This window comes from Rhizobium binae (assembly GCF_017357225.1).
Classification (GTDB): domain Bacteria; phylum Pseudomonadota; class Alphaproteobacteria; order Rhizobiales; family Rhizobiaceae; genus Rhizobium; species Rhizobium binae.
This window is the reverse complement of record NZ_CP071604.1, coordinates 172,618-196,566: the sequence shown is the minus strand read 5'-3', so window position 1 is coordinate 196,566 and position 23,949 is coordinate 172,618. Positions and strand designations below refer to the sequence as shown.

Genomic DNA, 23,949 nt, shown 5'->3' with positions numbered 1-23,949 from the left:
AAAATTGGAGGCAACACATTCGTTTTGCTGGATTCCGGGCTATTTCCCGCCTTGCAGTCCAGAAAACCGCTCCTTATATACGCCGCATCACCGCAATCACGATTGCGTAATCTTAAGTAGACCCATCCCGTAAGGGGCTGTCAGGGAAATGCCTTCTGGGGGTTCCGACAGCTTGCTTCAAGGAGAGAATGACATGGCAAAAGTAATTGGTATCGACCTTGGAACGACGAATTCCTGCGTCGCAGTCATGGACGGCAAGGACGCGAAGGTCATCGAGAATGCGGAAGGTGCGCGCACGACCCCTTCCATGGTGGCTTTTTCCGATGACGGCGAGCGCCTCGTCGGCCAGCCGGCCAAGCGCCAGGCAGTCACCAACCCGACGAACACGCTCTTTGCGGTCAAGCGCCTGATCGGCCGCCGTTACGAGGATCCGACCGTCGAGAAGGACAAGCATCTCGTTCCCTTCAGCATCATCAAGGGCGACAATGGCGACGCCTGGGTCGAAGCCAATGGCAAGGGCTACTCGCCCGCGCAAATTTCCGCGATGATCCTTCAGAAGATGAAGGAAACTGCCGAATCCTATCTCGGCGAAAAGGTCGAGAAGGCGGTCATCACCGTTCCGGCCTATTTCAACGACGCGCAGCGTCAGGCAACCAAGGACGCCGGCAAGATCGCCGGCCTTGAAGTGCTGCGCATCATCAACGAGCCGACCGCTGCCGCTCTCGCCTACGGCCTCGACAAGAAGGACGGCAAGACGATCGCCGTTTACGACCTTGGCGGCGGCACCTTCGATATTTCGATCCTCGAGATCGGCGACGGCGTCTTCGAAGTGAAGTCCACCAACGGCGATACCTTCCTCGGCGGTGAAGACTTCGACATGCGCCTCGTCGAATATCTCGTCGCCGAATTCAAGAAGGACAACGGCATCGACCTGAAGAACGACAAGCTCGCCCTGCAGCGCCTCAAAGAAGCTGCCGAAAAGGCCAAGATCGAGCTGTCCTCCTCGCAGCAGACCGAAATCAACCTGCCGTTCATCACCGCTGACGCTTCCGGTCCGAAGCATTTGACGCTGAAGCTGACCCGCGCCAAGCTCGAAAGCCTGGTCGACGATCTCGTCCAGCGCACGATCGCGCCGTGCAAGGCGGCTCTGAAAGATGCCGGCGTTACCGCCGCCGAAATCGACGAAGTCGTTCTCGTCGGCGGCATGAGCCGCATGCCGAAGGTCCAGGAAGTCGTCAAGCAGCTGTTCGGCAAGGAGCCGCACAAGGGCGTCAACCCGGATGAAGTCGTCGCTCTCGGCGCCGCCATCCAGGCCGGCGTTCTCCAGGGCGACGTCAAGGACGTTCTGCTGCTCGACGTCACCCCGCTGTCGCTCGGCATCGAAACGCTCGGCGGCGTCTTCACTCGCCTGATCGAGCGCAACACGACGATCCCGACGAAGAAGAGCCAGACCTTCTCAACCGCCGAAGACAATCAGCAGGCCGTCACCATCCGCGTTTCGCAGGGCGAGCGCGAAATGGCTGCCGACAACAAGCTGCTCGGCCAGTTCGACCTCGTCGGCCTGCCGCCGTCGCCGCGCGGCGTCCCGCAGATCGAAGTGACCTTTGACATCGACGCCAACGGCATCGTCCAGGTTTCGGCCAAGGACAAAGGCACCGGCAAGGAACAGCAGATCCGCATCCAGGCTTCCGGCGGCCTCTCCGACGCCGACATCGAGAAGATGGTCAAGGATGCCGAGTCCCATGCGGCCGAAGACAAGAAGCGCCGCGAGGCCGTGGAAGCCAAGAATCAGGCGGAAAGCCTGATCCACTCCACGGAAAAGTCGCTGAAGGATTACGGCGACAAGGTCTCCGAAGCCGACCGCACCGCGATCTCGGATGCGATCGCCGCGCTCAAGTCCGCGACCGAGGCGACCGAAGCCGACGCCGAAGACATCAAGGCCAAGACCCAGACGCTGATGGAAGTTTCCATGAAACTCGGCCAGGCGATCTATGAAGCACAGCAGGCCGAAGGCGGCGCTGCTGCCGATGCCTCCGCAGAAGGCGGCGACAATGTCGTCGACGCCGACTACGAGGAAATCAAGGACGACGACCGCAAGAAGTCCGCGTAATCCGCGGCGGCGTGGTAATGCTTCAACACCTGATCCGGCTGCTCACCATGGCAGCCGGAAATCCATTTCCGGGGTTTAATCCTTAATGGCAAAAGCGGACTTTTACGAAACTCTGGGTGTAGCCAAGTCGGCGGACGAGAAAGAGCTGAAGAGCGCCTTCCGAAAGCTGGCGATGAAATACCATCCGGACAAGAACCCGGATGACAAGGACGCCGAACGGAAGTTCAAGGAAATCAACGAAGCCTACGAGATGCTCAAGGACCCGCAGAAGCGGGCGGCCTATGATCGTTACGGCCACGCGGCCTTCGACCATGGCGGCATGGGCGGCGGTGGCGGCGGCTTTGCCGGCGGCGGCTTCTCCGACATCTTCGAGGATATTTTCGGCGAGATGATGGGCGGCGGCCGGGCGCGCCAGCGCTCGTCGGGCGGGCGCGAACGCGGCGCCGATCTTCGCTACAACATGGAAATCACGCTGGAAGAGGCCTTCTCGGGCAAGACGGCGCAGATCCGCGTGCCGACGTCGATCACGTGCGACGTCTGTTCAGGTTCGGGCGCCAAGCCCGGTACACAGCCGAAGAACTGCGGTACCTGCCAGGGGTCTGGACGCGTGCGCGCTGCCCAGGGCTTCTTCTCGATCGAGCGGACCTGCCCGACCTGCCACGGCCGTGGCCAGATCATTCCCGATCCCTGCCCGAAGTGTCACGGTCAGGGCCGGGTGACGGAGGAGCGTTCGCTTTCCGTCAACATACCCGCCGGCATCGAGGACGGCACGCGCATCCGCCTGCAAGGCGAGGGCGAAGCCGGAGCGCGCGGCGGACCGGCGGGCGACCTCTATATTTTCCTGTCGGTGAAGCCGCATGAATTCTACCAGCGCGACGGAGCCGATCTCTATTGCGCCGTCCCGATCTCGATGACGACTGCGGCGCTCGGCGGGACCTTCGACGTGGCGACGCTCGACGGCACCAAGTCGCGGGTGACCGTGCCCGAGGGCACGCAGCCCGGCAAACAGTTCCGCCTCAAGAGCAAGGGCATGCCGGTGCTGCGTTCGGCGCAGACGGGCGATCTCTATATCCAGATCCAGATCGAGACCCCGCAAAAGCTCACCAGGCGCCAGCGCGAGCTGCTGCAGGAGTTCGAGCAGATTTCCTCCAAGGAGAATAATCCGGAATCGACGGGCTTCTTTGCCCGGATGAAGGAATTCTTCGAAGGCTGACCGCGGTCGGAAAAAGCCGAATAGAGGGCCGGGGCACGGAAACGTCCCCGGCTTTTTCGTGATGACGAGCCGTTTTGGCACATTGGCGTGGCGCACTAAGCAATTTGTACCGCATTGACACGGCAGCGGGATGAAAGTCGACTGGCGTTAACGCAGCCGGATAATGGTGCTTGCAAGTTTTCCAAATGAATTCAGTCTCTGTCGCCAGCGCATGACTCGGAGATCGGAACCGGTTTTCGAAGGATCAGGCGCAGTTTGGAATGATGGAGCGATCCCAGCCGTCCTTTCGGGCGTTGCGCTCTGTTCGGGAACAACCAAAACAAGAGTAACTGCCATGGCGCCAGCCTTCTCCTCTCAGCACGACGATGTCGACGTTCTCGCCGGCGCCATTTACACATGGTGCGCCGAGCGCAACATCAAGCTTCGCAGCCAACAGGGCCTTTCGATCGCCAGTATCGCGATCGACCTCTATCATGCCGGCCACCAGACGCAGGACGACCTGCTGACAGCGCTGCACGAGCGCGAATTTCACTGACGCTTCTTATCGAACGCGGATGACGCGGAGTGTCAGCTCTCGCTGTTCACAGGCTTGCCCGGAGCAGGAACTCAAACAAATTGCATTGGCTGCGATGAAGCTGTTGCGGGTTCGGATCAAGCGGCGTTTTCGGCCGCCTGCCCACTGCTTATGAGCGTGAGGATGGTCTTGACCGCTTCCTTGCCGGCTGGTGAATTCAGCTTGTCGTAACTCAGGGCAAGCGCATAGGCGTCAGGGCTGAGCTCGATGCGGCTACCGAATTGCGGCATGTCGGCTCCCTCGAAAAGAACCGAGATCTCGACATCGAGAAAAACCGCGATCTGGTGCAGTTTGCTGGCGGAAACACGGTTCGTCCCCTTTTCGTATTTCTGAATCTGCTGGAAGGTCAGTCCAAGGGCTTCCCCGAGCTCGAGCTGGGAAACCCGGCGAAGGGCGCGAAGCTGTCTTATGTTGCGACCAACGATAATATCGACCGGATCTGGCACTTCGTCATTCTTTCATACGCAAACGGTTCATTTACCATAACGTTTCCACTGCATAACTCAACCCGTTAGTTGCAAAATTCAACCGACTTTTTCCAGGCATTGCGTAACGTCAGCGGCCCCGGAAGAATGAGGCGGAGCCCTTGGTATCCAGGTGGTTTGAAGCAATGACGAAGGCTGTCGGCGACTGGAGACGCGACGCCGGATCGCTTCGACGCGGTTGTATTTTTTCGGGACATACCGGAAAAACGTACCGTACAGTTCCTGAATCGGGGCTCATTTGCGAGAACATGCGGAAATACCGGCCGGCTATTTTACGCGTGATCCATGGCAACCGAGCCGCAAGCCTTGATATCGACGCCGCTTCGGCATAGCTGTCAGGCTTCACCAACCCGGACACGCGATGCCGCACAAGGTTTCTCTTTCCCGTCTGAAGCTGACAGACTTCCGCAACTATGCGGCAGTGAGCCTTGCCCTCGACGGCCGGCATGCCGTGCTGACGGGAAACAACGGCGCCGGCAAGACCAATCTCATGGAGGCGGTCTCGCTGCTTTCTCCGGGCCGGGGGCTCCGCCGCGCCGCCTATGGCGATATTACCCGCGTCGGCGCGGCCGGCGGCTTCTCGATCTTTGCCGTGCTTGACGGCATGGAGGGCGACGTCGAGATCGGCACTGGCGTCGAAACCGGTGAGGAGACCACCACCCGCAGGCTTCGCATCAACGGGACCGCGGCCAAAACCGCCGATGAACTGACGGATCACCTGCGTCTTCTCTGGCTGACACCGGCGATGGACGGGCTCTTTACCGGCGCCTCTTCCGACCGCCGACGCTTCCTCGACCGGCTGGTGCTGTCGCTCGATCCCGCCCATGGCCGCCGCGCCAGCGATTTCGAGCGCGCCATGCGCAGCCGCAACAAATTGTTGGACGAAGGCCGCTTCGACCCTTCCTGGCTTGCCGGCATCGAGGAGCAGATGGCAAGCCTCGGCATTGCGATGGCGCTCGCCCGACAGGAAATGCTCGGCCTGCTCACCCGGCTGATCGAAGAAAGGCCGGAGAGTTCCCCCTTCCCTTCGGCATCGCTGCAGCTTTCGGGTTTCATGGACGGCCAGTTCTCCCGCCCCTCTGTCGACCTCGAGGACGAATATGCGGCGATGCTGGCGGAGAGCCGGTATCGCGACTCCGGTGCGGGGCGCACGCTGGACGGGCCGCACCGAGCCGATCTCATCGTCCACCACCGCGAAAAGGCGATGGAGGCGGAGCGCTGCTCAACCGGTGAGCAGAAGGCGCTGCTCGTCGGCCTGGTGCTCGCACATGCGCGGCTCGTCGGCAATCTCACCGGCCATGCGCCAATCCTGCTGCTCGACGAGATCGCCGCCCATCTCGACGAGGGCCGCCGCGCCGCGCTGTTTGATCTCATCGACGGGCTCGGCGGCCAAGCTTTCATGACGGGCACGGATGAGACAATGTTTTCAGCACTCGCGGACCGGGCGCAGTTCTTCACGGTCGCCGACGGAAAGGTGTTCGGATGAGGGAGGCGGCTTTTCCGGGCGTCGGGCGTCATGATAGCATCGCCGCCATGGAACCGCTCAGCCCCGACGAAATCGCCCGATATCACCGTCACATCCTGCTCCCCGAGATCGGTGGCGCCGGCCAGCAGAGGCTAAAGGCCGCCCGCGTGCTGGTGATCGGCGCCGGCGGCCTCGGAGCGCCGATCCTGCAATATCTGGCCGCCGCCGGTGTCGGCACGCTCGGCATCGTCGATGATGACCGGGTGTCGCTCTCCAACCTGCAGCGGCAAGTAATCCATGATTCCGGCACGATCGGCGAATTGAAAACCGAAAGTGCTGCACTCGCCATTGCCAGGCTCAATCCGCATGTGCGGCTCATCCGCTTCGAGGAACGGTTTTGCGCGGAGACCGCCCAGCGGCAACTCTCCGGCTTCGACCTGCTGATCGACGGTTCCGACAATTTCGACACGCGTTATGCCGCCGCCGACGCCGCTGAAGGGGCACAGATTGCGCTTGTCACCGGCGCGGTCGGGCGTTTCGACGGTTCGCTGACGGTCCTGAAGCCCTATGAAACCGGCGAGGACGGAACAGCTAATCCGAGATATCGCGACTTGTTCCCGGAAGCGCCGCCGGCGGGGCTGATCCCCGCTTGCGCCGAAGCCGGCATCATCGGCGCTCTGACCGGCGTCATTGGCACGATGATGGCTATGGAGGCGATCAAGCTGATCACCGGCGCCGGTGAACCGCTGATCGGACGGCTGCTGCTCTATGACGCACTCGCGGCCCGGTTCGACACGATACGCTATAAGCGCCGCCGGGAAAGGCAAGGGCAGGCCGTATGACGATCGTCCGCCTGGATCGGAGCTTCACGCGCTGGGACGAACTGCTGGCACTCATCCTCGCCGCCTTCGCCTCGATGAACGGCAGGATCGACCCGCCATCGTCCGCCCTCAAGCTGACGACGAGGTTGCTAGCCGAAAAGGCCGAAGCCGAGATCGGTCATGTCGTCATCGAAGACGAAAAGCTGATTGGCTGCCTGTTCCTGCGGCCGGAGGCCGACTGTCTCTATGTCGGCAAGCTCGCCGTTCTCCCGGAGGCGCAAGGCAAGGGGCTCGGCAAGCGGCTGCTGGCAACCGCCGAGCAGACCGCGGCGGCGCTCGGCCTTGCCGCTTTGCGGCTGGAGACGCGCATCGAGCTCACCGAAAATCATGCCGTCTTTGCCGCCTGGGGATTTTCGAGAACCGCCGAGAAGGCACATCCAGGCTTTGCCAGAACCACCTTCATCGAGATGCGGAAGACGCTTACGCCTCGGACCCCGATCGTCTGACCCGAATCAACGCCCAGGCAGCACCCGGTTCGGCGGCCGGTGGCCGTCGATGAAGGTGCGGATATTGATGATCACCTTGTCGCCCATATCGATGCGGCCTTCGATCGTCGCCGAGCTCATATGCGGCAGCAGCACGACCTTGCCCTCGTTGGCGAGCTTGACGAGCTTCGGGTTGACGGCCGGTTCGTTTTCGAAGACGTCGAGGCCGGCGCCGGCGATCTTGCCCTCCCTCAGGCTTTTGATCAGCGCACCTTCGTCGACCACGTCACCGCGGGCGGTGTTGACGAGGTAGGCGGTCGGCTGCAGCAGCGCCAGGCGACGGGCCGAGATCAGATGAAAGGTTGCCGGCGTCGACGGACAATTAACCGAGACGATGTCGACGCGGGCGAGCATCTGGTCGAGGCTTTCCCAATAGGTCGCCTCCAACTCATCCTCGACGGCCGGATTGACCCGCTTGCGGTTGTGATAGTGGATCGAAAGGCCGAAAGCCTTGGCGCGGCGCGCGACCGCCGTGCCGATGCGCCCCATGCCGACGATGCCGATGCGCTTGCCGTGAATGCGCCGGCCGAGCATCCAGGTGGGGGACCAGCCGGCCCACTCGCCCGGCTTGTCGGTCAGCACGCGAGCCCCTTCGCCGAGCCGTCTCGGCACCGCCAGAATGAGCGCCATCGTCATGTCGGCGGTGTCCTCGGTCAGGACGTTCGGCGTGTTGGTGACGGTGATGCCCTTGCGCGCCGCCGCCTCGACATCGATATGGTCGGTGCCGTTGGAGAAGCTGGCAATCAGCTTCATCTGCGGCCCTGCCGCATCGATCAGCGCCGCGTCGATGCGATCGGTGACGGTCGGCACCAGCACGTCGGCGGTCCGGACAGCCGCCATCAACTCGGGCACGGAGCGCGGCGCGTCGTCGATGTTCAGCTCGGCATCGAAGAGTTCCCGCATGCGGGTTTCGACGGCATCCGGCAGCTTGCGGGTGATGTAGACCTTCGGTTTTTTCTTCGCTGTCATGGGTGCCTGCGGTGCCTTGTTCAGAGGTCTTTAACCAAGAGGGGTGATAATTTTCCCATTCCGGGCAATTTCTACCAGACCCGCACGCGAAGACAAACAAAACTCGTGGTGCAGCCGGGGAATGTCACAACCCGGACCGCGTGCAGGCGGGCCTGCCCGTGAATTCGAGCAAACGGAAGCCTCCATGCGCAGCAAAGTCCTGAAGTCCTGCCTCGCCCTCGCGATCGCTCTGGCCGCATCGCTCGGCCCCGTCGAATTTGCCCATGCGCAGGCGGCCAAGGGACCGAGCGGCCTGCCATTGCCGCGCTTCGTCACGCTCAAATCCAAACGCGTCAACCTGCGCATCGGCCCTGGAACGGATTACGCGGTTTCATGGATGTATCTGAAATCCGGCCTGCCGGTGGAGATCATCCAGGAATACGACAACTGGCGCCGCATCCGTGATGCCGACGGCACCGAAGGTTGGGTCAACCAGTCGCTGCTGTCAGGCCAGCGTGCGGCGATCGCCGCACCCTGGATGAAGACAAAGGGCAAGGGCGTCTTCGTCAATCTGCGCCGCGAGGCGCAGCCCTCCGCCTCGATCATCGCCAAGCTGGAACCCGGCGTGATGCTGACGATCGGCGAATGCAATGGCGAGTGGTGCCGCGCCGAAACCGACGGCGCCACCGGCTGGGTGGCGCAGTCGGAAATCTGGGGCGCCTATCCCGGCGAAGCCTTCAAATAAGCCCTGCCTGCTTGGCGGCCTCGGAGAGCGAGGTCATCGGGCGCGGGCCGATCTGCTGGATGACGATGCCGGCAGCGAGACAACCGAGCTTGCCGCAATCTTCCAGCGACCGTCCCTGCGTATAGCCGTAGAGGAAGCCGGAGGCGAAGAGGTCGCCGGCGCCAGTCGTGTCCACGACTTCCCTGATCCGGATCGCATCGACGTAATAGCGCTCCCGGCCCTTGAGGATGACGGCGCCGTCCTCGCTCATCGTCACGGCGGCGATCTTGCAATCCGCGGCAATCCTGTTCAGCGCCTCTTCGAAGTCTTCGGTCTGGTAAAGCGCCAGCGCTTCCTGGCGATTGGCAAAGACGATATCGACCGTGCCGGAGCGCATCAGATCGAGGAATTCACCGCGATAACGGTCGACGCAGAAACTGTCGGAGAGCGTCATCGACATTTCCCGGCCGTGTTGATGGGCGATGCGGGCGCAATCGCGAATCGCCTCCTTGGCGCGCGGCGGATCCCACAGATAGCCTTCGAAATAGGTGACCTTGGCATCGGCAACGACATCGGCCTCGACATCCTCGGGTCCGAGTTCGACGCAGGCGCCGAGATAAGTATTCATCGACCGCTCGCCGTCCTCGGTGACGAAGATCATCGACCGCGCCGTCGGCGGGTAGGTACCCTTGGGACGGGTCTGGTAGTGGACGCCTTGGGCGCGAATGTCGTGGGTGAAAATGTCGCCGAGCTGATCTGAGGCGACATTGCCGAAATAGGCAGCCTTGCCGCCGAGGCTCGCAACGCCGGCGGCCGTATTGCCGGCGCTGCCGCCGGAGGCTTCGAGGGCGGGTCCCATGCGTGAATATAGAAGTTCGGCGCGCTCGGCATCGATGAGGTTCATCGCTGCCTTGGTGATCTTGTTATCAATGAGGAACTGGTCGTCGCAGCGGGCAATGATATCCACGATCGCGTTGCCGACTGTCAGAACATCGAATCTAGTCATGAAATGGGGAGTCCCGGATTTGTGATATCAGGGGTTCGGTCTTAGCGGAATTTCCGCCGTTTGGAAGGATAAATGGTAATTTGAGTCTCCATTCTTCGCAAAAGCGCCGCTTATTCGTCATGCCCCCGTCATTTTCGAAACCTACATATGCTCGCAGCAAGACCGGCATGAGCAGCTTTCAGTTGCAGCCGGGCGACGAGGGATGATCCCTTCGATCTTACAGGCGCGGCGCTGACCACGGATGAACTGGCAGCCTCGCGATCCGGATATCCGGCACGGCCGGAGCGGAAAAGCGGGCCATGCCCGCTTTTTTTGCGTGCGGATGCATTCCAGCGCGGCTAAGTGTCGATTGCGTTTTCAACGCCAGCCTTTTGCTGCTAGACCTCGGATACTCCCTCCCCGCAGAGCATCCTCCCTTATGTCAGCCATCATTCTCGACGTCCTTCCTATCTTCATCCTGATCCTCATCGGCTGGGTCATCGTTCGCAGCGGCTTGATGGCATCGAACGTCGGCGATGCGCTCAGCGAATTCGTCTTCAAGATCGCTGTGCCGCTGCTGCTCTTCCGCACCATCGCCGAGGCGAATTTCCATGGCGCCTCGCCCTTTCGGCTCTGGATCGTCTATTTCTCCGGCGTCGCGATCACCTGGACGGCCGGCCATATCGCTGCCACGCGCCTCTTTCACCGCGATGAACGGATCGGCGTGCTGGCCGGCGTTTCCTCGGCCTTCGCCAACAATGTCTTCATCGGACTGCCGCTCGTCCAGCGGACCGTCGGGGACGAAGGACTGGTGGCTTTGTCGATCCTGCTTGCCGTGCATTTGCCGGTGATGATGGTCGCCGGCACGGTGTTGATGGAGCACGCGGAACGAAAGATCGCCGGCAAAAGCGACCGCAGCATGGTCATCGTGCTTCGCCAGATCGCCATCAATCTCATCCGCAATCCGCTGGTGATCGGCCTTGCGGCCGGCATGGCCGTGCATCTTTCCGGCCTCACCATGCCGGCGGCGGTGGCATCGGTCGTCGGCCAGATCGCCGGCATAGCCGGCCCGGCGGCGCTGATCTCGCTCGGCATGGCGCTGGAGAGATACGGCGTCTCCGGCAATCTCGGCATCGCCAGCGTTACCTCGGGCCTAAAGTTGCTGCTGCTGCCCGGCTGCGTCTGGACAGCGAGCCGGCTCCTCGGTCTCAGCCCCGAATGGACGGCGGCGATCGTGCTGACCTCCTCCGTGCCGACAGGCGTCAATGCCTGGCTGATCGCCAATCGTTTCGGCGTCGGCCACAGTCTCGCCGCCTCGACGATCTCGGTGACAACGGCGCTCGGCGCCATTACCGTTTCGCTCTGGGCTTATTTCCTCGGCGCCTGATCTTGTCCCATCAACAACGAAAGCCCGGCTTGCGGCCGGGCTTTGATTGTCATGCGATGGCGCTTCGCCTTACTGAGTCGCGGTTTTCGGATCCGGCAGCGGCACCGGCGAATCGGCGAGCGTGTGCAGGTAAAGGATGACGTTGGCGCGGTCCTGATCTTTCGCCAGGCCCGCAAAGCCCATTGCGGTGCCGGGAACGTCCTTCTTCGGCGCCGTCAGGAACTTGTTGAGAGCCTCAAAGGTCCATTTTTCAGAGCCGCCCTTGGAGAAGTCCTTCATGGCAGCGGAATAGGCGAAGCCTTCATGCGAGGCGATCGGGCGATCGACGACGCCAAAGAGGTTGGGACCGACCTTGTTCGGTCCCCCTTTGGTGCCGTCATGACAGGCCTGACACTTTTTGAAAACCGCTTCACCGGCCTTGGCATCTGCAGAAGCGAGCAATTGCGCGATCGGAACGGCAGCGGCAGGCGCAGCTTCACCGCCAGCGGCGGGCGCCTCTTCGGCAACGATCGCGAAACCTTCCTTTTCCGGCGCTTCGGAATGGAAGATCCCCTCGGACGCGATGGAGACCGACATCAGAACGAAAATCGTTCCGAGCAGCGCTCCCACGGCCGTATTGACGTATGAATTCATCTGCAATGCTCCCCTTGCAGCCGGCAGACCAGAACCGGACCATCTTGAAATCGCGCGGAACCTATGTCTTTTGACTGATCGTTGCAACTGTCTAAATGGTCTTATGCGTGAGACTTTTTGACACTTTTCAGCCCGGAATAGAAGGCCCGAACAATGAGTGATTCAAATTTAGACGAGGTGCTCGTATTGATCCCGGCGCGCATGGCCTCCACCCGGCTTCCGGGCAAGCCGCTCGCCGATATTTGCGGACGGCCGATGGTCGTACAGGTGGCGATGCGCGCCAAAGAGGCAGCCATCGGCCGCGTGGTCGTCGCCGTCGACGACCAACAGGTGTTCGATGCCGTTTCCGCCGCCGGCTTCGATGTGGTCATGACCAGCAGCGATCATCAGTCGGGTTCTGACCGGATCTTCGAAGCGCTGACGAAAGTCGATCCCGCCGGCAAGGCGAAATTCATCGTCAACGTTCAGGGCGACCTGCCGACGATCGATCCGCAAACCGTGCGCGCGGCTCTGCGCCCGCTCGAGAACGAAGCGGTCGATATCGGCACGCTGACGACCGAAATCGACAATGAGGACGACAAGACCGCGCCGCATATCGTCAAGATCGTCGGTTCGCCCATCTCCGCCACCCGCCTGCACGCCCTCTACTTCACGCGCGCGACAGCACCGCACGGCGAGGGGCCGCTCTATCACCATATCGGCCTCTATGCCTATCGGCGTGCGGCTCTGGAGCGATTCGTCTCGCTCGGCCCTTCGACGCTCGAAAAGCGCGAATCGCTGGAGCAACTGCGGGCGCTGGAGGCCGGCATGCGCATCGACGTGGAGATCGTTGACACGGTTCCGCTCGGTGTCGATACTCCCGCCGACCTTGAAAAAGCGCGGCGCATCCTCGCAAAGTCGAACTGACGGAACCATCATGAACATCAAGACCAACAGGATCGCCTTCCAGGGCGAGTTCGGCGCCAATTCAGACATGGCCTGCCGCGACATGTTTCCAACCATGGAGCCGCTGCCCTGCCAGACCTTCGAGGATGCGTTCACCGCGGTCGACAACGGCGACGCCGATATCGGCATGATTCCGATCGAAAACACGATCGCCGGGCGCGTTGCCGATATCCATCACTTGCTGCCGGAATCGCGGCTGCACATCATCGGCGAATACTTCATGCCGATCCGTTTCCAGCTGATGGTGCTGCCTGGGGTCACCAAGGACGAGATCCGTACAGTGCACAGCCATATCCATGCGCTCGGACAGTGCCGCAAGATCGTGCGCGCCCATGGCTGGAAGCCTGTCATCGCTGGCGATACCGCCGGGGCGGCGAAGCTCGTCAAGGAGACCGGCGACCGCTCGATGGCTGCACTGGCGCCGCGCCTTGCCGCCGATCTTTACGGGCTCGAGATCGTCGCCGAAAATGTCGAGGATACGGAAAACAATGTCACCCGCTTCGTCATCCTGTCGCGTGACGAGGAATGGGCGCAGCGCAATTCGGCGGAAGAAAAGGTCGTCACCACCTTCGTTTTCAACGTCCGCAACATTCCGGCCGCTCTCTACAAGGCGCTCGGCGGCTTTGCCACCAACAGCATCAACATGACGAAGCTGGAAAGCTACCAACTCGGCGGAAAATTCGTGGCGACACAGTTTTACGCCGATATCGAAGGCCATCCGAATGATCCGAACGTTCGCCGGGCCTTGGAAGAACTGCGGTTCTTCTCCGAGAAGGTGCGCATCCTCGGCGTCTACAGGGGGCATGCGATGCGGGGCCTCCTTTAATGTTGTTTTGCATGTCGCCGGAAGCTGCGGCTTCCGGCGACCTGCATGCGACAGGCCTCGCGAGACTGTTACTTATCCGGCTCACAAACCCTCAACCGGTGGCCATCCGGATCAAGCACGACGAAGGTCGGGCCGAAATCGAGCTCGGTCAATTCCTGGGCGATCGGCAGGCCGCGCTGGCGCCAGTCCTCGTATTGCTTGGCAACGGCATTTTCTCCCGCCACCATGAAGGCCACTTCGCCGCGGTTGCCGATGGCGGAGGGTTGCGGCTCGACCTTGCTGCGCCGCCAGAGGCCAAGGGTGAAGCCGCCGTCGAGCGGAAAGGCGACAAAATTCGGCGCCTCCACCGCCGGTTCGCGGTTCAGCAGGCTGCGGTAGAAGCCGGCGCTCTCGCCGGGATCCTTGACGTAGAGGATAATCAGATTGGGGCTGGTCATTTCGGTTCTCCCTTTGAAGTGAAAGGCCGGATGAGCGCCTGCTGCCAATGAATGTCAGCAGCATGCAGCGGGCGTTGCCGAGCAACGCCCGGTCTCGTCGGGCGGAATGTCGAGATTTAGAGGCTGCTTAGAGCGGTAAGCGATCCTCTCGGAATGGGTTGCGCCCATCCATGAACCCGAGGTCGCGCTTCGTATATTCCGGTGTCGCCTCAACATCGAGTTTGGGGTGACCTCTCCCGGCGATGCGGAAAAGACGGATGGCGAACTGCAACAGGCCGGAGCGTGCCGAATATCCGGCATCGGCAAAGGTTTCGGCCGAAATGATGTCGGCAAAGCTATTGGTGGCGAAGCGGTCGCCGGTCTGCTGAATGACTGGAGGCGTTACCATGATCAGTACTCCTTCTCTGGCGCATCGGCATGTGCTGAGAACCTGGATGCGACAGCGCCCTTTGCGCCCCCAAGGACGCGTGGCCTGTCGTCGATTGGTACTGACTATAACTCCGACTGCTGACAGTTTATGGCAGCAGTGTTTAGCGCTCGAGCGGGACGTCCTGGGTCTCGCGCCATTCCTTCAGAAGCACGGTGCGGCGGCGCGGATAGCGCACCTCATGCAAAGCCATGTCGATGATGCGGTCGGTGCGGAAATGGCGGAAATCCTGACGCAATTCGCACCAGGCCATCAACACGCGCACATGCTCGAAATAACCGAGTGCGAAGGGCCAGACGCGGCGACGCGAGATGCGACCCTGCTCGTCGCCATAATGCAGTTCGAGGATCCGCTCCAGGCGGATCGCCTTGCGGATGGCCGAGACATCGGCCTTGTCTTCATCCCGGCGTTTCGGGCCGACGAAAAGGGCGGCCGAATCGATCATCTCACGCATGTCGGCGGGCAGAACCGCGGCGATCTTGGCGAGCGCATCGGCGCCGGCGCCGGCCAGGCGCGGCTCGGCGGCGCGGGCGACCCAGCGCGAGCCGAGCACCAATGCCTCCAGTTCCTCTTCGGAGAACATCATCGGCGGCAGCATGAAGCCGGGCTTCAGGACATAACCGATGCCAGCTTCGCCTTCGATCATCGCGCCCTGAGCCTGCAGACTGGCGATGTCGCGATAGAGCGTGCGCAGGCTGACGCCGGTCTCCTGGGCAAGCACGATACCGGTCACCGGCCGCCGATAGCGCCGAAGCGTCTGAAGCAGCGTCAGCAGCCGTTCCGAGCGGGCGACCGGCATGACGCTAGCGCTTCCACTCCACCCAGTCGCGCATCAGGCGGTGGGCGATCGCGCCTTTCGGTGGCGATGCCTTGCCATTGGCGCCAGGGTGCTCCAGCATTTCGAGCGTCTCCTCGCGGGTGAACCAGCGGCAATCCTCGAGCTCCGTCTCGTCGCGGTTGATGTCCGTGGATTTCGCCTCGGCGTAGCAGCCGATCATCAGCGAATGCGGCATCGGCCAGGGCTGCGAGGCATGATAACGGATACGGCCGGTGCGAATACCCGATTCTTCCAGCGTTTCGCGGCGCACGGCGTTCTCGATGGTCTCACCCGGTTCGACGAAGCCGGCAAGACAGGAATACATGCCGGGCGCAAAATGCGGGCTGCGGCCGAGCAGGCAGAGGCCGCGGCTCTCGTCGATCGTCAGCATGATCACGACGGGATCGGTACGGGGGAAGATCATGTGTTCGCAGGCGGTGCAGACGCGTTTGTAGCCGCCGATATGAATCTCCATCGCCGCGCCGCAACGGCCGCAGAAGCGATTGTCCCCATTCCAGCGGATGAGGCTCGCGGCCTGTGCGAATTCGCCGAGCAAGACCTCGTCGATCAGCATCTCGCGAAACAGCGTGCGGCCGTCGGCGGGCTTGTATTGGCTGGCGAGGTCGTCGACGTCGATGCCGACGGGAACGGCAAGGCGCGGCTCGCCTGATTTGCGGTAGCCGAGCAGCACCGTCTCGTCCCAATTCGGCTGCAATTCCTGCAGTTCGTAACGCGCAAACAGCGGGTCGAGCACCTGGCCGTCATGTTTCAGCACCAGCTTGTCCCGGGCGAAGGCGAAGATATGGGTGCCGTCCTTTGCCAGTGCCTTTTCGACGGAATGTTCGTCGCGGTGTTCGGAATCGCGATTAAGGTCGTTGCCGGCAAAGGCCGTGAGATTGCTGGGTTCCGGATGCGGCACATCCGAATCGAAAAGCGAATGGCTCATGATGAAAGGGCTTCCCGCAGCTTCGCTGTCAATTCGTCTCTCTTTCCGTCCTCGTAGGGCTCCGCGCGCCCGAAGCCCCAGACAGGACCCGGCCAATTGGCATCGCCTTCGAAGCGGGCAATGACATGAACATGAAGCTGGCGGACGATATTGCCAAGAGCCCCGATATTGATTTTTGTCGCGCCGGTGATGTTCTTCAAGGCCTTGGCGACGAGTTCCGTCTCGAAGGCAAGCAGCACCTGATCAAGCGGCGTCAACTCGAAGATTTCGGTAATATCGGCCCGGCGCGGAACGAGAATGAGCCAGGGCCAGCGGGCATCCCTCGACAATCTTAGATCACAGAGACCGGTGATCATGATGCTGACGCTGTCATTTTCCAGCCGAGGGTCGAGCACAAAACCGTCCAAAGCGCATTCCTCCTGTCTTTTCCTACGACTAGCAGTTTTTTATCATGTTGGCTTGCTTTTGATGACGATATTGCCGATATGTGCATCCGGGAGGTTGGTGGTGGACGAGCCACTCGCCAACCGGGTCAGGTCCGGAAGGAAGCAGCCCTAACGAGCCCGGCACGGGTCATCGTGCCAGCCTCCCACCTTCTCTCCACGAAATGCCCGACGATGCCGGGCGACAAGCAGGGCGATGAGCGACACCGAGCGACAGTCAAAAGATGCCGCCTCGACGGGCACCGGATACCGGGTGCTGGCTCGCAAATACCGCCCCAAGGATTTCACGGACCTGATGGTCGGCCAGGAGCCGATGGTTCGCACGCTGACCAACGCCTTCGAGACCGGCCGCATTGCCCAAGCCTATATGCTGACCGGCGTGCGCGGCGTCGGCAAGACGACGACGGCGCGCATCCTGGCGCGGGCGCTGAATTACAAGACAGCAGATGTCGACAAGCCGACAATCGACCTTCGCACCCCCGGCGTGCATTGCCAGGCGATCATGGAAGGCCGGCATGTCGACGTGATCGAAATGGATGCCGCCTCCCATACCGGCATCGACGATATAAGAGAGATCATCGAGCAGGTGCGCTACCGGCCGGTTTCGGCGCGCTACAAGGTCTATATCATCGACGAAGTGCACATGCTGTCGACGCAGGCCTTCAACGGGTTGTTGAAGACCCTGGAAGAGCCGCCGGAACATGTGAAATTCATCTTCGCCACCACCGAAATCCGCAAGGTGCCGATCACCGTGCTGTCGCGCTGCCAGCGCTTCGACCTGCGCCGCATCAGCGCGTCGGACCTCGTCGGGCTGTTTACGACGATCGCGGCCAAGGAGGGCATCGAGGCGGAAGCGGACGCGCTGGCGATGATCGCGCGCGCCGCCGAAGGCTCGGCCCGCGACGGCCTGTCGCTGCTCGATCAGGCGATCGCCCATGGCGCCGGCGCCGTGCAGGCCGAGGCCGTGCGGGGGATGCTCGGCCTTGCCGACCGCGCCCGCATCGTCGATCTCTTCCAGCATATCGTCAAAGGCGATGTCGCCGGCGCCCTCGGCGAATTCCAGAGCCAGTACGAGGCCGGCGCCAATCCTGTCGTGGTGTTGACCGATCTTGCCGATTTCACCCATCTGGTGACGCGGCTGAAATATGTGCCGGATGCGGCAAACGATCCATCGCTCAGCGAGATCGAGCGCACCAAGGCGGCGGAACTGGCCAAGGGTGTGGCGGTGACGACGCTTTCGCGCATCTGGCAGATGCTGCTGAAGGGCATTCCGGAAACCGAAGGCTCGTCGCGGACGGCAGGGGCGGCCGAAATGGTGCTGATCCGGCTGGCGCATGCCGCGCATCTGCCGGCGCCCGAGGATGCGGCGCGGCGGCTTGCCGAATTTTCCGGCGACAATGCCGGCTCGCGCCCCGCCTCCCCGCCTTCCGGCGGCGGTGGCGGCAACGGAACACGGGTTCCCTATCAGAGCAGCGTCGCAGCGCGCGCGCCCGAGCCGACGCCGCGGCCGCAGCCCTCAGGGCCGACCGCGATGCTGCGCGCTGTACCCAATCCGGAACCGCAGACAATCGGTCGCGTCGAGACGAAGCCGGCTGAAGCGCCGAAGCCGCTAGTGCCGGTCACTACGATCGGCGATATCGTCGACCTCGCCACCGAAAAGCGGGACGTCAAGCTGAAGGCGCTGGTGCGCAACTTCGTGCGGCCGGTCCGCATCGAGCCCGGCCGGCTGGACGTGAACCTCACCGAGGGCGCGCCGGGCACGCTGCTGAACGAGCTTGCCGTCAGGCTCAAGGAATGGACAGGCATTCACTGGATTGTCAGCACCAGCCGCGAAGAGGGCGGGCCGACGATGGTGGAGGCGGAAGCCAAGGCGCAACAACAGCGCGTCAGCGATGCACGCCAGGACCCCGATGTCGCGGCGATCCTTGCGCAGTTTCCGGGCGCCAAGATCATCGACGTGCGCGTCAGGGCGCCAACGCCGGAGGAGGAAGCGGAAGAGGCGACACCGCCTGCCGCGGCCGAATCCGAAGACGGTGATATCTTGCCAGGCGACGACATAGAATTCTGATTGCAACAAGGAGCGAGACGATGCGCGACATCATGGGCATGATGGGCAAAGTCAAAGAAATGCAGGCCAAGATGGAGCAGATGCAGGCGGAGATCGCCGAGCTCACGGCCGAAGGCAAGGCCGGCGGCGGCCTCGTCACCGTCGTCATTTCAGGCAAGGGCGAGCTGAAGAGCCTGAAGATCGACCCGTCGCTGTTCAAGGAAGACGATGTCGAGATCCTTGAGGACCTGATCGTCGCCGCCCACAAGGACGCCAAGGACAAGTCCGAGGCGCTCGCTGCCGAAAAGACCAAGGCGCTCACCGCCGGCCTGCCGATCCCGCCCGGCTTCAAGCTGCCGTTCTGATAGACCCACTGACCGGCAAGCCGCGTCCATGCCCGATCGTCAGTGTTGGGCCTCCAGCATTGCTCTCAGTTTATAGTGGATTGGTGATGCGAGATATCGCAACCGATCTGCCGCGGAAAGCCGTCGGCCAAAGGTTTCCATCAGCTCCGGCATCGTGACCTTTTCTCCGGGAAAGGGCTGATGCTCCAACGACATTCCGGCTTCGGCGATGCCGCCGCGGATGACGCGACAATAGATGCCGGGGCGGGCGGCCTCGGTATAACGCTTGACGAATTTCGGATCGGCCATCCTGGCGGCGAAGGTGGTGCAGGGGATGCGGCATGCGCTGACTTCGAGGACGAGATCGCCTGATAGGAAGCGGTCGCCGACGCAAACGTCGCGGTTGTCGAGATCAGAGATCACCAAATTTTCACCGAAAGTGCCGGGCTCGTATGGTCGGCCGAGTTCTTGCGCCCACCAGTCGAGCGTCAGCGATCCCTCGACATAAACCGCCTGATCGACGCCGCCATGGTGTTTGCGGTTGCAGATGGCATCGCCGACCAGCCCTTCGGCATCGATCATCACGGCGCCGCTGACGGCATGTTTGAAAATGCCGGTCTTATAACTTTTGCCGACCAGCCGTTCCGGGGTGCCGGTGCAGAGCGCCAGGATTTTCATGGGACGGCCGATCCTTCCGCGATTCCGTTTTCGTTCCATATCAGTTAAGAACGGCGCATGGCAAAACGAGTCACCGGCCCCGAAATCGAAAAACTCATTCAGCTTCTGGCGAAGATGCCGGGCCTCGGGCCGCGCTCGGCCCGCCGGGCGGCGCTATATCTGATCAAGAAGAAGGACCAGCTCCTGGGGCCGCTGTCTAATGCGATGGGCGAGGCCTACGACAAGGTGAAAATCTGCTCGCGCTGCGGCAATGTCGATACCGTCGATCCCTGCACCATCTGCACCGATACCCAGCGCGACCAGTCCGTCATCATCGTCGTCGAGGATGTCTCGGACCTCTGGGCGCTGGAACGGGCCGGTGCGATGAACGCCGCCTATCACGTTCTCGGTGGCACGCTGTCGCCGCTCGACGGGATCGGCCCCGACGATCTCAATATTCGCGGGCTGATCGACCGGATCGGCGAAGGCGGCATCCGCGAGCTGATCATCGCTGTCAACGCTACCGTCGAAGGACAGACGACGGCGCATTACATTACCGACCAGTTGCAGGGGCTCGACGTGAAGATCACGCGGCTGGCGCATGGCGTGCCTGTCGGCGGCGAACTCGATTATCTCGACGAGGGGACGCTGGCGGCGGCGCTGCGGGCGCGGACGGTGATATGAGGGGATTGCATATGCTCCGAATATTCGCGGTCGCCATAACAGCTGCGCTCCTCCCCCTCCCCTCCCACGCAGCCCCTTCCAAAGCCGATGTCGAGGCGCAGTTCGAAAGCTGGGTGCAGAAGGACCTCTGGCCAGAAGCAAGGGCAGGCGGTATTTCCGAGAAGACCTTCCAGGCCGCGTTCTCGGGCGTCACGCTGAACTGGAATCTGCCGGATCTCGCCCCGCCCGGCTTCCCGCCGCCGAAGGAGCAGAAGCAGACGCAGGCCGAATTTTCCTCGCCCGGTCCCTATTTCAATGAGGATCACTTGAAGCGGCTTGCCGCAACGGGCCGCAGTTTTGCCGCGCAATATGGCCCGACGCTGAAGCGGATCGAAAAGACCTATGGGGTGCCGGGTTCGATCGTACTGGCCATCTGGGGCCGGGAGACCGGCTTCGGCGCGGCGAAGATCCCGAATTCGGCGGTCGAGGTCTTGGCGACCAAGGCCTTCATGTCGACGCGCAAGGAGATGTTCCGCACCGAGCTGATGGCGGCGCTGCATATTCTCGACGGCGGCGACGTCACGCCTGGTGATTTCAAGGGGTCCTCGGCCGGCGCGCTCGGCCAGCCGCAGTTCATGCCGACCAGCTATCTGAAATATGCCGTCGATTTCGACGGCGACGGTCACCGCAACATCTGGACCTCGGTGCCCGACACACTCGCCTCGATCGCCAATTTCCTGGTCAAGAAGGGCTGGCAGCGCAATCGCGACTGGGGCTTCGAGGTGTCGATACCCGAGGCGGTTTCCTGCGCCCAAGAGGGGCCGGATCTGGCAAAACCACTGTCGCACTGGGCCTCGCTCGGCATCGACCGCATCTCCGGCAAGGGCTTTCCCTCTGGCGAGATGAAAGCACAAAGCATGATGCTGGTTCCGGCCGGCCGCGACGGGCCGGAATTCATCGTTACGCCGAATTTCTATATCATCAAGGAGTACAACAACTCCGACCTCTACGCGCTTTATATCGGCAACCTTGCCGACCGGATCGCCTATGGTGGCGGCGCTTTTGAGGGCCGATGGGGCGATGTCGGCAAGATGCTGCGCTCGGATGTCGCCGCCATGCAGAAGGCGCTGGAACGGCAGGGCTACGATGTCGGCGGCTCCGACGGCCTGCCGGGCTACAAGACGCGGCGTTCGATCGGCCAGTGGCAGGCGAAGAACGGCATGAAGCCGACCTGCTTTCCCGAGGCGACGATGAAGGCCAGGCTAAAGTAGCCGTTTTAGAGACTGCGCTTCAGGCCCTCATGGCTCGCGACGAAACCGAGCTTCTCGTAAAAGCGGATCGAATCCGTCCGTGTCTTGTCCGACGTCAGCTGCACGAGACCACAGCCGCGCTCGGCGCATTGGACGATCGCCCATTCGATGAACTCGGAGCCGAGCCCGGAGCCGCGCAAATCCCGGGCGATACGCACGCTTTCGATCTGGCCGCGCCACATCCCGGTTCTCGAAAGGCCGGGAATGAAGCTCAACTGCAAACAACCGACAACCTGACCGTCCGCGTCGCTTGCCACGGCCAGCATCTGGTTGGCATCGGCCTCGATGGCCGCGAAGGCCGCGAAGGCCGAGAGGTAACGCGGATCGATCGGATCCGCGACAATCTCCCTGGCGCTGCCGAGATCATCATCGGCGAGAAGCCCGATGATGGCGGCAAGATCGGCTTGGCGGGCGAGCCTGAAACTGTGCATGCCTCTCCTCAATGGTGCAGATCGATCGGCGTCTGGTGGAAGACGTCGTTATCAGGCGGAATGGCCTGACGCTCGATCATGCGATGAACATGGGGCGGGCCTTCACCGCGATGGAGCGCGCGCAGCCTGTCGATGTTTTCGGCATCGGCCTGGGTGCGCCGCTGGTTGTGCCTGATGTATTCGACCCAGGTCGGCGTATGGTAGCTTTCGGTCCACAGCCCCGGATTTTCGAGATCGCGCATCAGCGCCCAGTGCCTTGCGCCGTCGCGGATGCGGATGCGGCGGCGCTCGCCCATCAGCGCCATGAATTCGGCAAGATCGGCATCGGCGATCTCGTAGTCGACGTGGATGACGATCGGGCCGCTGCGTGGCGTGATGTCGAGGCTGAGCGCCGGCGCGGTGAAGCGGTTCAGCGGATCGAGGTTGAGCGAGGCGAAGGCCGGCATCGAAAACCGCAGGCCGATCGCAATGCCGAGCAGCATGACGACCGATGACATCAGCAGCGCATCGGCGACACCGTAGCGGTCGGCTGCCACACCCCAGAGCCAGCTGCCGCCGGCGATACCGCCGAAGGTGACGGTCTGGTAGAGCGACAGCGCGCGGCCGACGACCCAGCGCGGTGTCGAAAGCTGGACGATGGTGTTGAAGAGCGAAAGCGCCGAGACCCAGCAGGCGCCGGCGACGAGAAGGCCGGCGGAGGTCAGGACGGCGCTCGGGCTGAAGGCGGCGATGACGGCGCTCAGCGCAAAACCGGTGAAGGCCAGCCGGATAATGATCTCGCTCGACAGCACCTGGCGAAGTTTCGCATTCAGCACTGCACCGCCGATCGCGCCGATGCCGAAAGCGCCGAGCATGAAACCATAGGTCAGCGGCCCGCCGGCCACCAGATCGAGCGCCACCACCGGCAGCAGCGCCAGGATCGAACTGGCGCCGATGCCGAAGATAAGACCCCTGACCAGGACCTTTTCGAGATTGGGCGACATGGAGACATATCGCAGGCCGGCGAAGATGGCGCTGGCGAGCGCCTCGCGCGGCAGGGTCGAGACGGGCGTATTTGGACGCCAGCGCGACAGCGCGTAGATCAGCGGAAGGTAACTCAGCGTGTTCACCGCAAAGGCCGCGGCAGCGCCCGCGGCCGCCACGATCGCGCCGCCGATCGCCGGTCCGACGCTGCGGGTGATGTTGAAGCCCATGCTGTTCAAGGTAACGGCGCCCGGCAGATCGGCGCGCGGCACCATATCGCCGACCGAGGCCTGCCAAGAAGGATTGTTGAGCGCTGTGCCGCAGCCGATCAGGAAGGTGAAGAAGAGCAGCAGCCAGGGCGTGATCCAGCCGAGAAGCGCGCAAGCCGTCAGCAGGCCCGAGACCGTCAGCATCAAGCACTGCGCCGTCAGCATGACGCGGCGACGGTCGTAGTTGTCGGCGAGCGCCCCCGATATCAGCGAAAACAGCATGATCGGCAGCGCGGTCGAGGTCTGTACCAGCGCGACCATATCTTCCGAGGCGGTGATCGTCGTCATCATCCAGGCCGCACCCACCGCCTGGATCAGGCCGCCGAAATTCGAGGAAAGGCTCGCAAACCAGATGGCGCGATAGGTGTCGTGCCGCAAAGGCGCCAATGTCGACGAAGTATACGCCACGATTCCTCCCGCTTTGCCGTTGTGCCGCAAAGCAATATATGCGCAAGACCGACGCTGGCCATAGACGTGTCGGCGCCGCGGCAACTGAATTGGCTGAGACCTTGCAATTTCGCAAAAACCGGACTA

26 protein-coding genes and 1 other RNA gene are annotated in these 23,949 nt (G+C 62.3%); 15 read left to right on the top strand and 12 right to left on the bottom strand.

The genetic code is table 11. The features are described from left to right. Positions 1-193 precede the first annotated feature (193 nt). The 3 genes from dnaK to J2J99_RS00900 all read left to right on the top strand — a co-directional run bounded on the left by dnaK (position 194) and on the right by J2J99_RS00900 (position 3,858). Positions 194-2,110: a molecular chaperone DnaK gene (gene dnaK, locus J2J99_RS00910; RefSeq protein WP_168295667.1), complete on the top strand. Its 1,917-nt coding sequence runs from the start codon at positions 194-196 to the stop codon at positions 2,108-2,110. Positions 2,111-2,195: 85 nt separating this feature from the next. Beyond that, positions 2,196-3,323 carry a molecular chaperone DnaJ gene (dnaJ, locus tag J2J99_RS00905; protein ID WP_168295669.1) on the top strand — a complete coding sequence of 376 codons (1,128 nt, stop codon included), beginning with the start codon at positions 2,196-2,198 and terminating at the stop codon, positions 3,321-3,323. Between the two features lie 334 nt (positions 3,324-3,657). Next, positions 3,658-3,858 carry a hypothetical protein gene (locus tag J2J99_RS00900; protein ID WP_004672628.1) on the top strand — a complete coding sequence of 67 codons (201 nt, stop codon included), beginning with the start codon at positions 3,658-3,660 and terminating at the stop codon, positions 3,856-3,858. 116 nt (positions 3,859-3,974) lie between these two features. On the opposite strand, the gene J2J99_RS00895 is transcribed toward J2J99_RS00900, so the two are convergent. Further along, positions 3,975-4,343, bottom strand: a complete 369-nt coding sequence (locus J2J99_RS00895; protein ID WP_168295671.1) for a helix-turn-helix domain-containing protein — start codon at positions 4,341-4,343, stop codon at positions 3,975-3,977. A gap of 400 nt (positions 4,344-4,743) precedes the next feature. On the opposite strand from J2J99_RS00895, the gene recF reads away from it, so the two are divergent. The 3 genes from recF to J2J99_RS00880 are packed head-to-tail and all read left to right on the top strand — an operon-like array spanning position 4,744 to position 7,174. Further along, a complete protein-coding gene (gene recF / locus J2J99_RS00890) occupies positions 4,744-5,868 on the top strand; it encodes a DNA replication/repair protein RecF (protein ID WP_168295673.1) in 1,125 nt (374 codons plus the stop codon). After that, complete coding sequence (locus J2J99_RS00885; protein WP_168295675.1) at positions 5,865-6,689, top strand: molybdopterin-synthase adenylyltransferase MoeB; 825 nt, start codon at positions 5,865-5,867, stop codon at positions 6,687-6,689. Before recF ends, J2J99_RS00885 begins: the two co-directional genes overlap by 4 nt. Next, positions 6,686-7,174, top strand: coding sequence for a GNAT family N-acetyltransferase (locus J2J99_RS00880; RefSeq protein WP_168295677.1), 489 nt, complete (start codon positions 6,686-6,688; stop codon positions 7,172-7,174). The genes J2J99_RS00885 and J2J99_RS00880 overlap by 4 nt, the downstream gene beginning before the upstream one ends. A gap of 6 nt (positions 7,175-7,180) precedes the next feature. Here J2J99_RS00880 and J2J99_RS00875 read toward each other — a convergent pair whose 3' ends face one another. Next, positions 7,181-8,182 carry a 2-hydroxyacid dehydrogenase gene (locus J2J99_RS00875; protein ID WP_168295680.1) on the bottom strand — a complete coding sequence of 334 codons (1,002 nt, stop codon included), beginning with the start codon at positions 8,180-8,182 and terminating at the stop codon, positions 7,181-7,183. Between the two features lie 184 nt (positions 8,183-8,366). Between J2J99_RS00875 and J2J99_RS00870 the strand changes: the two genes are divergently transcribed. Further along, a complete protein-coding gene (locus tag J2J99_RS00870; RefSeq protein ID WP_168295682.1) occupies positions 8,367-8,906 on the top strand; it encodes an SH3 domain-containing protein in 540 nt (179 codons plus the stop codon). Here J2J99_RS00870 and J2J99_RS00865 read toward each other — a convergent pair. Further along, a complete protein-coding gene (locus J2J99_RS00865; RefSeq protein WP_168295684.1) occupies positions 8,899-9,891 on the bottom strand; it encodes an adenosine kinase in 993 nt (330 codons plus the stop codon). The two genes, J2J99_RS00870 and J2J99_RS00865, sit on opposite strands and share 8 nt — an antisense overlap. A 418-nt stretch (positions 9,892-10,309) precedes the next feature. Between J2J99_RS00865 and J2J99_RS00860 the strand changes: the two genes are divergently transcribed. Then, a complete protein-coding gene (locus J2J99_RS00860) occupies positions 10,310-11,257 on the top strand; it encodes an AEC family transporter (protein ID WP_168295686.1) in 948 nt (315 codons plus the stop codon). A 69-nt stretch (positions 11,258-11,326) separates the two neighbouring features. Here J2J99_RS00860 and J2J99_RS00855 read toward each other — a convergent pair whose 3' ends face one another. Further along, positions 11,327-11,890 carry a c-type cytochrome gene (locus tag J2J99_RS00855; RefSeq protein ID WP_168295688.1) on the bottom strand — a complete coding sequence of 188 codons (564 nt, stop codon included), beginning with the start codon at positions 11,888-11,890 and terminating at the stop codon, positions 11,327-11,329. Between the two features lie 153 nt (positions 11,891-12,043). Between J2J99_RS00855 and J2J99_RS00850 the strand changes: the two genes are divergently transcribed. Together J2J99_RS00850 and J2J99_RS00845 are read left to right on the top strand one after the other, a co-directional pair. Then, entirely contained in the window at positions 12,044-12,796 is a 753-nt protein-coding gene (locus J2J99_RS00850; protein ID WP_168295690.1) for a 3-deoxy-manno-octulosonate cytidylyltransferase, read from the top strand. A gap of 10 nt (positions 12,797-12,806) precedes the next feature. After that, positions 12,807-13,661, top strand: a complete 855-nt coding sequence (locus J2J99_RS00845; RefSeq protein ID WP_168295692.1) for a prephenate dehydratase — start codon at positions 12,807-12,809, stop codon at positions 13,659-13,661. Between the two features lie 68 nt (positions 13,662-13,729). Here the strand turns inward: J2J99_RS00845 and J2J99_RS00840 are convergent, their stop codons facing one another. The 5 genes from J2J99_RS00840 to J2J99_RS00820 all read right to left on the bottom strand — a co-directional run bounded on the left by J2J99_RS00840 (position 13,730) and on the right by J2J99_RS00820 (position 16,695). Then, the gene (locus tag J2J99_RS00840; RefSeq protein ID WP_004672651.1) at positions 13,730-14,098 is read right to left on the bottom strand and encodes a VOC family protein; all 369 of its coding nucleotides are present in this window, start codon (positions 14,096-14,098) and stop codon (positions 13,730-13,732) included. A gap of 127 nt (positions 14,099-14,225) precedes the next feature. Then, positions 14,226-14,486 (bottom strand): hypothetical protein, encoded by a 261-nt coding sequence (locus tag J2J99_RS00835; RefSeq protein WP_168295694.1) that lies wholly within the window; start codon positions 14,484-14,486, stop codon positions 14,226-14,228. Between the two features lie 142 nt (positions 14,487-14,628). After that, positions 14,629-15,324, bottom strand: a complete 696-nt coding sequence (locus tag J2J99_RS00830; RefSeq protein ID WP_168295697.1) for a helix-turn-helix transcriptional regulator — start codon at positions 15,322-15,324, stop codon at positions 14,629-14,631. 4 nt (positions 15,325-15,328) lie between these two features. Further along, positions 15,329-16,288, bottom strand: coding sequence for an NAD(+) diphosphatase (nudC, locus tag J2J99_RS00825; RefSeq protein ID WP_168295699.1), 960 nt, complete (start codon positions 16,286-16,288; stop codon positions 15,329-15,331). Then, positions 16,285-16,695 (bottom strand): HIT domain-containing protein, encoded by a 411-nt coding sequence (locus J2J99_RS00820; protein ID WP_168295701.1) that lies wholly within the window; start codon positions 16,693-16,695, stop codon positions 16,285-16,287. The genes nudC and J2J99_RS00820 overlap by 4 nt, the downstream gene beginning before the upstream one ends. An 89-nt stretch (positions 16,696-16,784) precedes the next feature. On the opposite strand from J2J99_RS00820, the gene ffs reads away from it, so the two are divergent. The 3 genes from ffs (at position 16,785) to J2J99_RS00805 (ending at position 19,143) form a co-directional block, all read left to right on the top strand. Beyond that, an RNA gene (ffs, locus tag J2J99_RS00815) (signal recognition particle sRNA small type) lies at positions 16,785-16,881 on the top strand. A gap of 46 nt (positions 16,882-16,927) precedes the next feature. Continuing rightward, positions 16,928-18,799, top strand: a complete 1,872-nt coding sequence (locus J2J99_RS00810) for a DNA polymerase III subunit gamma/tau (protein WP_168295703.1) — start codon at positions 16,928-16,930, stop codon at positions 18,797-18,799. A gap of 20 nt (positions 18,800-18,819) precedes the next feature. Next, positions 18,820-19,143, top strand: coding sequence for a YbaB/EbfC family nucleoid-associated protein (locus J2J99_RS00805; protein ID WP_168295705.1), 324 nt, complete (start codon positions 18,820-18,822; stop codon positions 19,141-19,143). A 39-nt stretch (positions 19,144-19,182) separates the two neighbouring features. Here J2J99_RS00805 and J2J99_RS00800 read toward each other — a convergent pair whose 3' ends face one another. Continuing rightward, positions 19,183-19,800 carry an MOSC domain-containing protein gene (locus J2J99_RS00800; RefSeq protein ID WP_205918693.1) on the bottom strand — a complete coding sequence of 206 codons (618 nt, stop codon included), beginning with the start codon at positions 19,798-19,800 and terminating at the stop codon, positions 19,183-19,185. A gap of 57 nt (positions 19,801-19,857) precedes the next feature. Here J2J99_RS00800 and recR point away from each other — a divergent pair, with 57 nt between their 5' ends. Both recR and J2J99_RS00790 read left to right on the top strand, forming a co-directional pair. After that, positions 19,858-20,463 carry a recombination mediator RecR gene (gene recR / locus J2J99_RS00795; RefSeq protein WP_168295709.1) on the top strand — a complete coding sequence of 202 codons (606 nt, stop codon included), beginning with the start codon at positions 19,858-19,860 and terminating at the stop codon, positions 20,461-20,463. Between the two features lie 11 nt (positions 20,464-20,474). After that, positions 20,475-21,713: a lytic murein transglycosylase gene (locus J2J99_RS00790; protein ID WP_168295711.1), complete on the top strand. Its 1,239-nt coding sequence runs from the start codon at positions 20,475-20,477 to the stop codon at positions 21,711-21,713. Positions 21,714-21,718: 5 nt separating this feature from the next. Here J2J99_RS00790 and J2J99_RS00785 read toward each other — a convergent pair whose 3' ends face one another. Continuing rightward, a complete protein-coding gene (locus J2J99_RS00785; protein WP_168295712.1) occupies positions 21,719-22,183 on the bottom strand; it encodes a GNAT family N-acetyltransferase in 465 nt (154 codons plus the stop codon). An 8-nt stretch (positions 22,184-22,191) separates the two neighbouring features. Then, on the bottom strand, positions 22,192-23,823 hold the full coding sequence (locus J2J99_RS00780) for an MFS transporter (protein WP_168295714.1): 1,632 nt from the start codon (positions 23,821-23,823) through the stop codon (positions 22,192-22,194). Between the last annotated feature and the right edge of the window lie 126 nt (positions 23,824-23,949).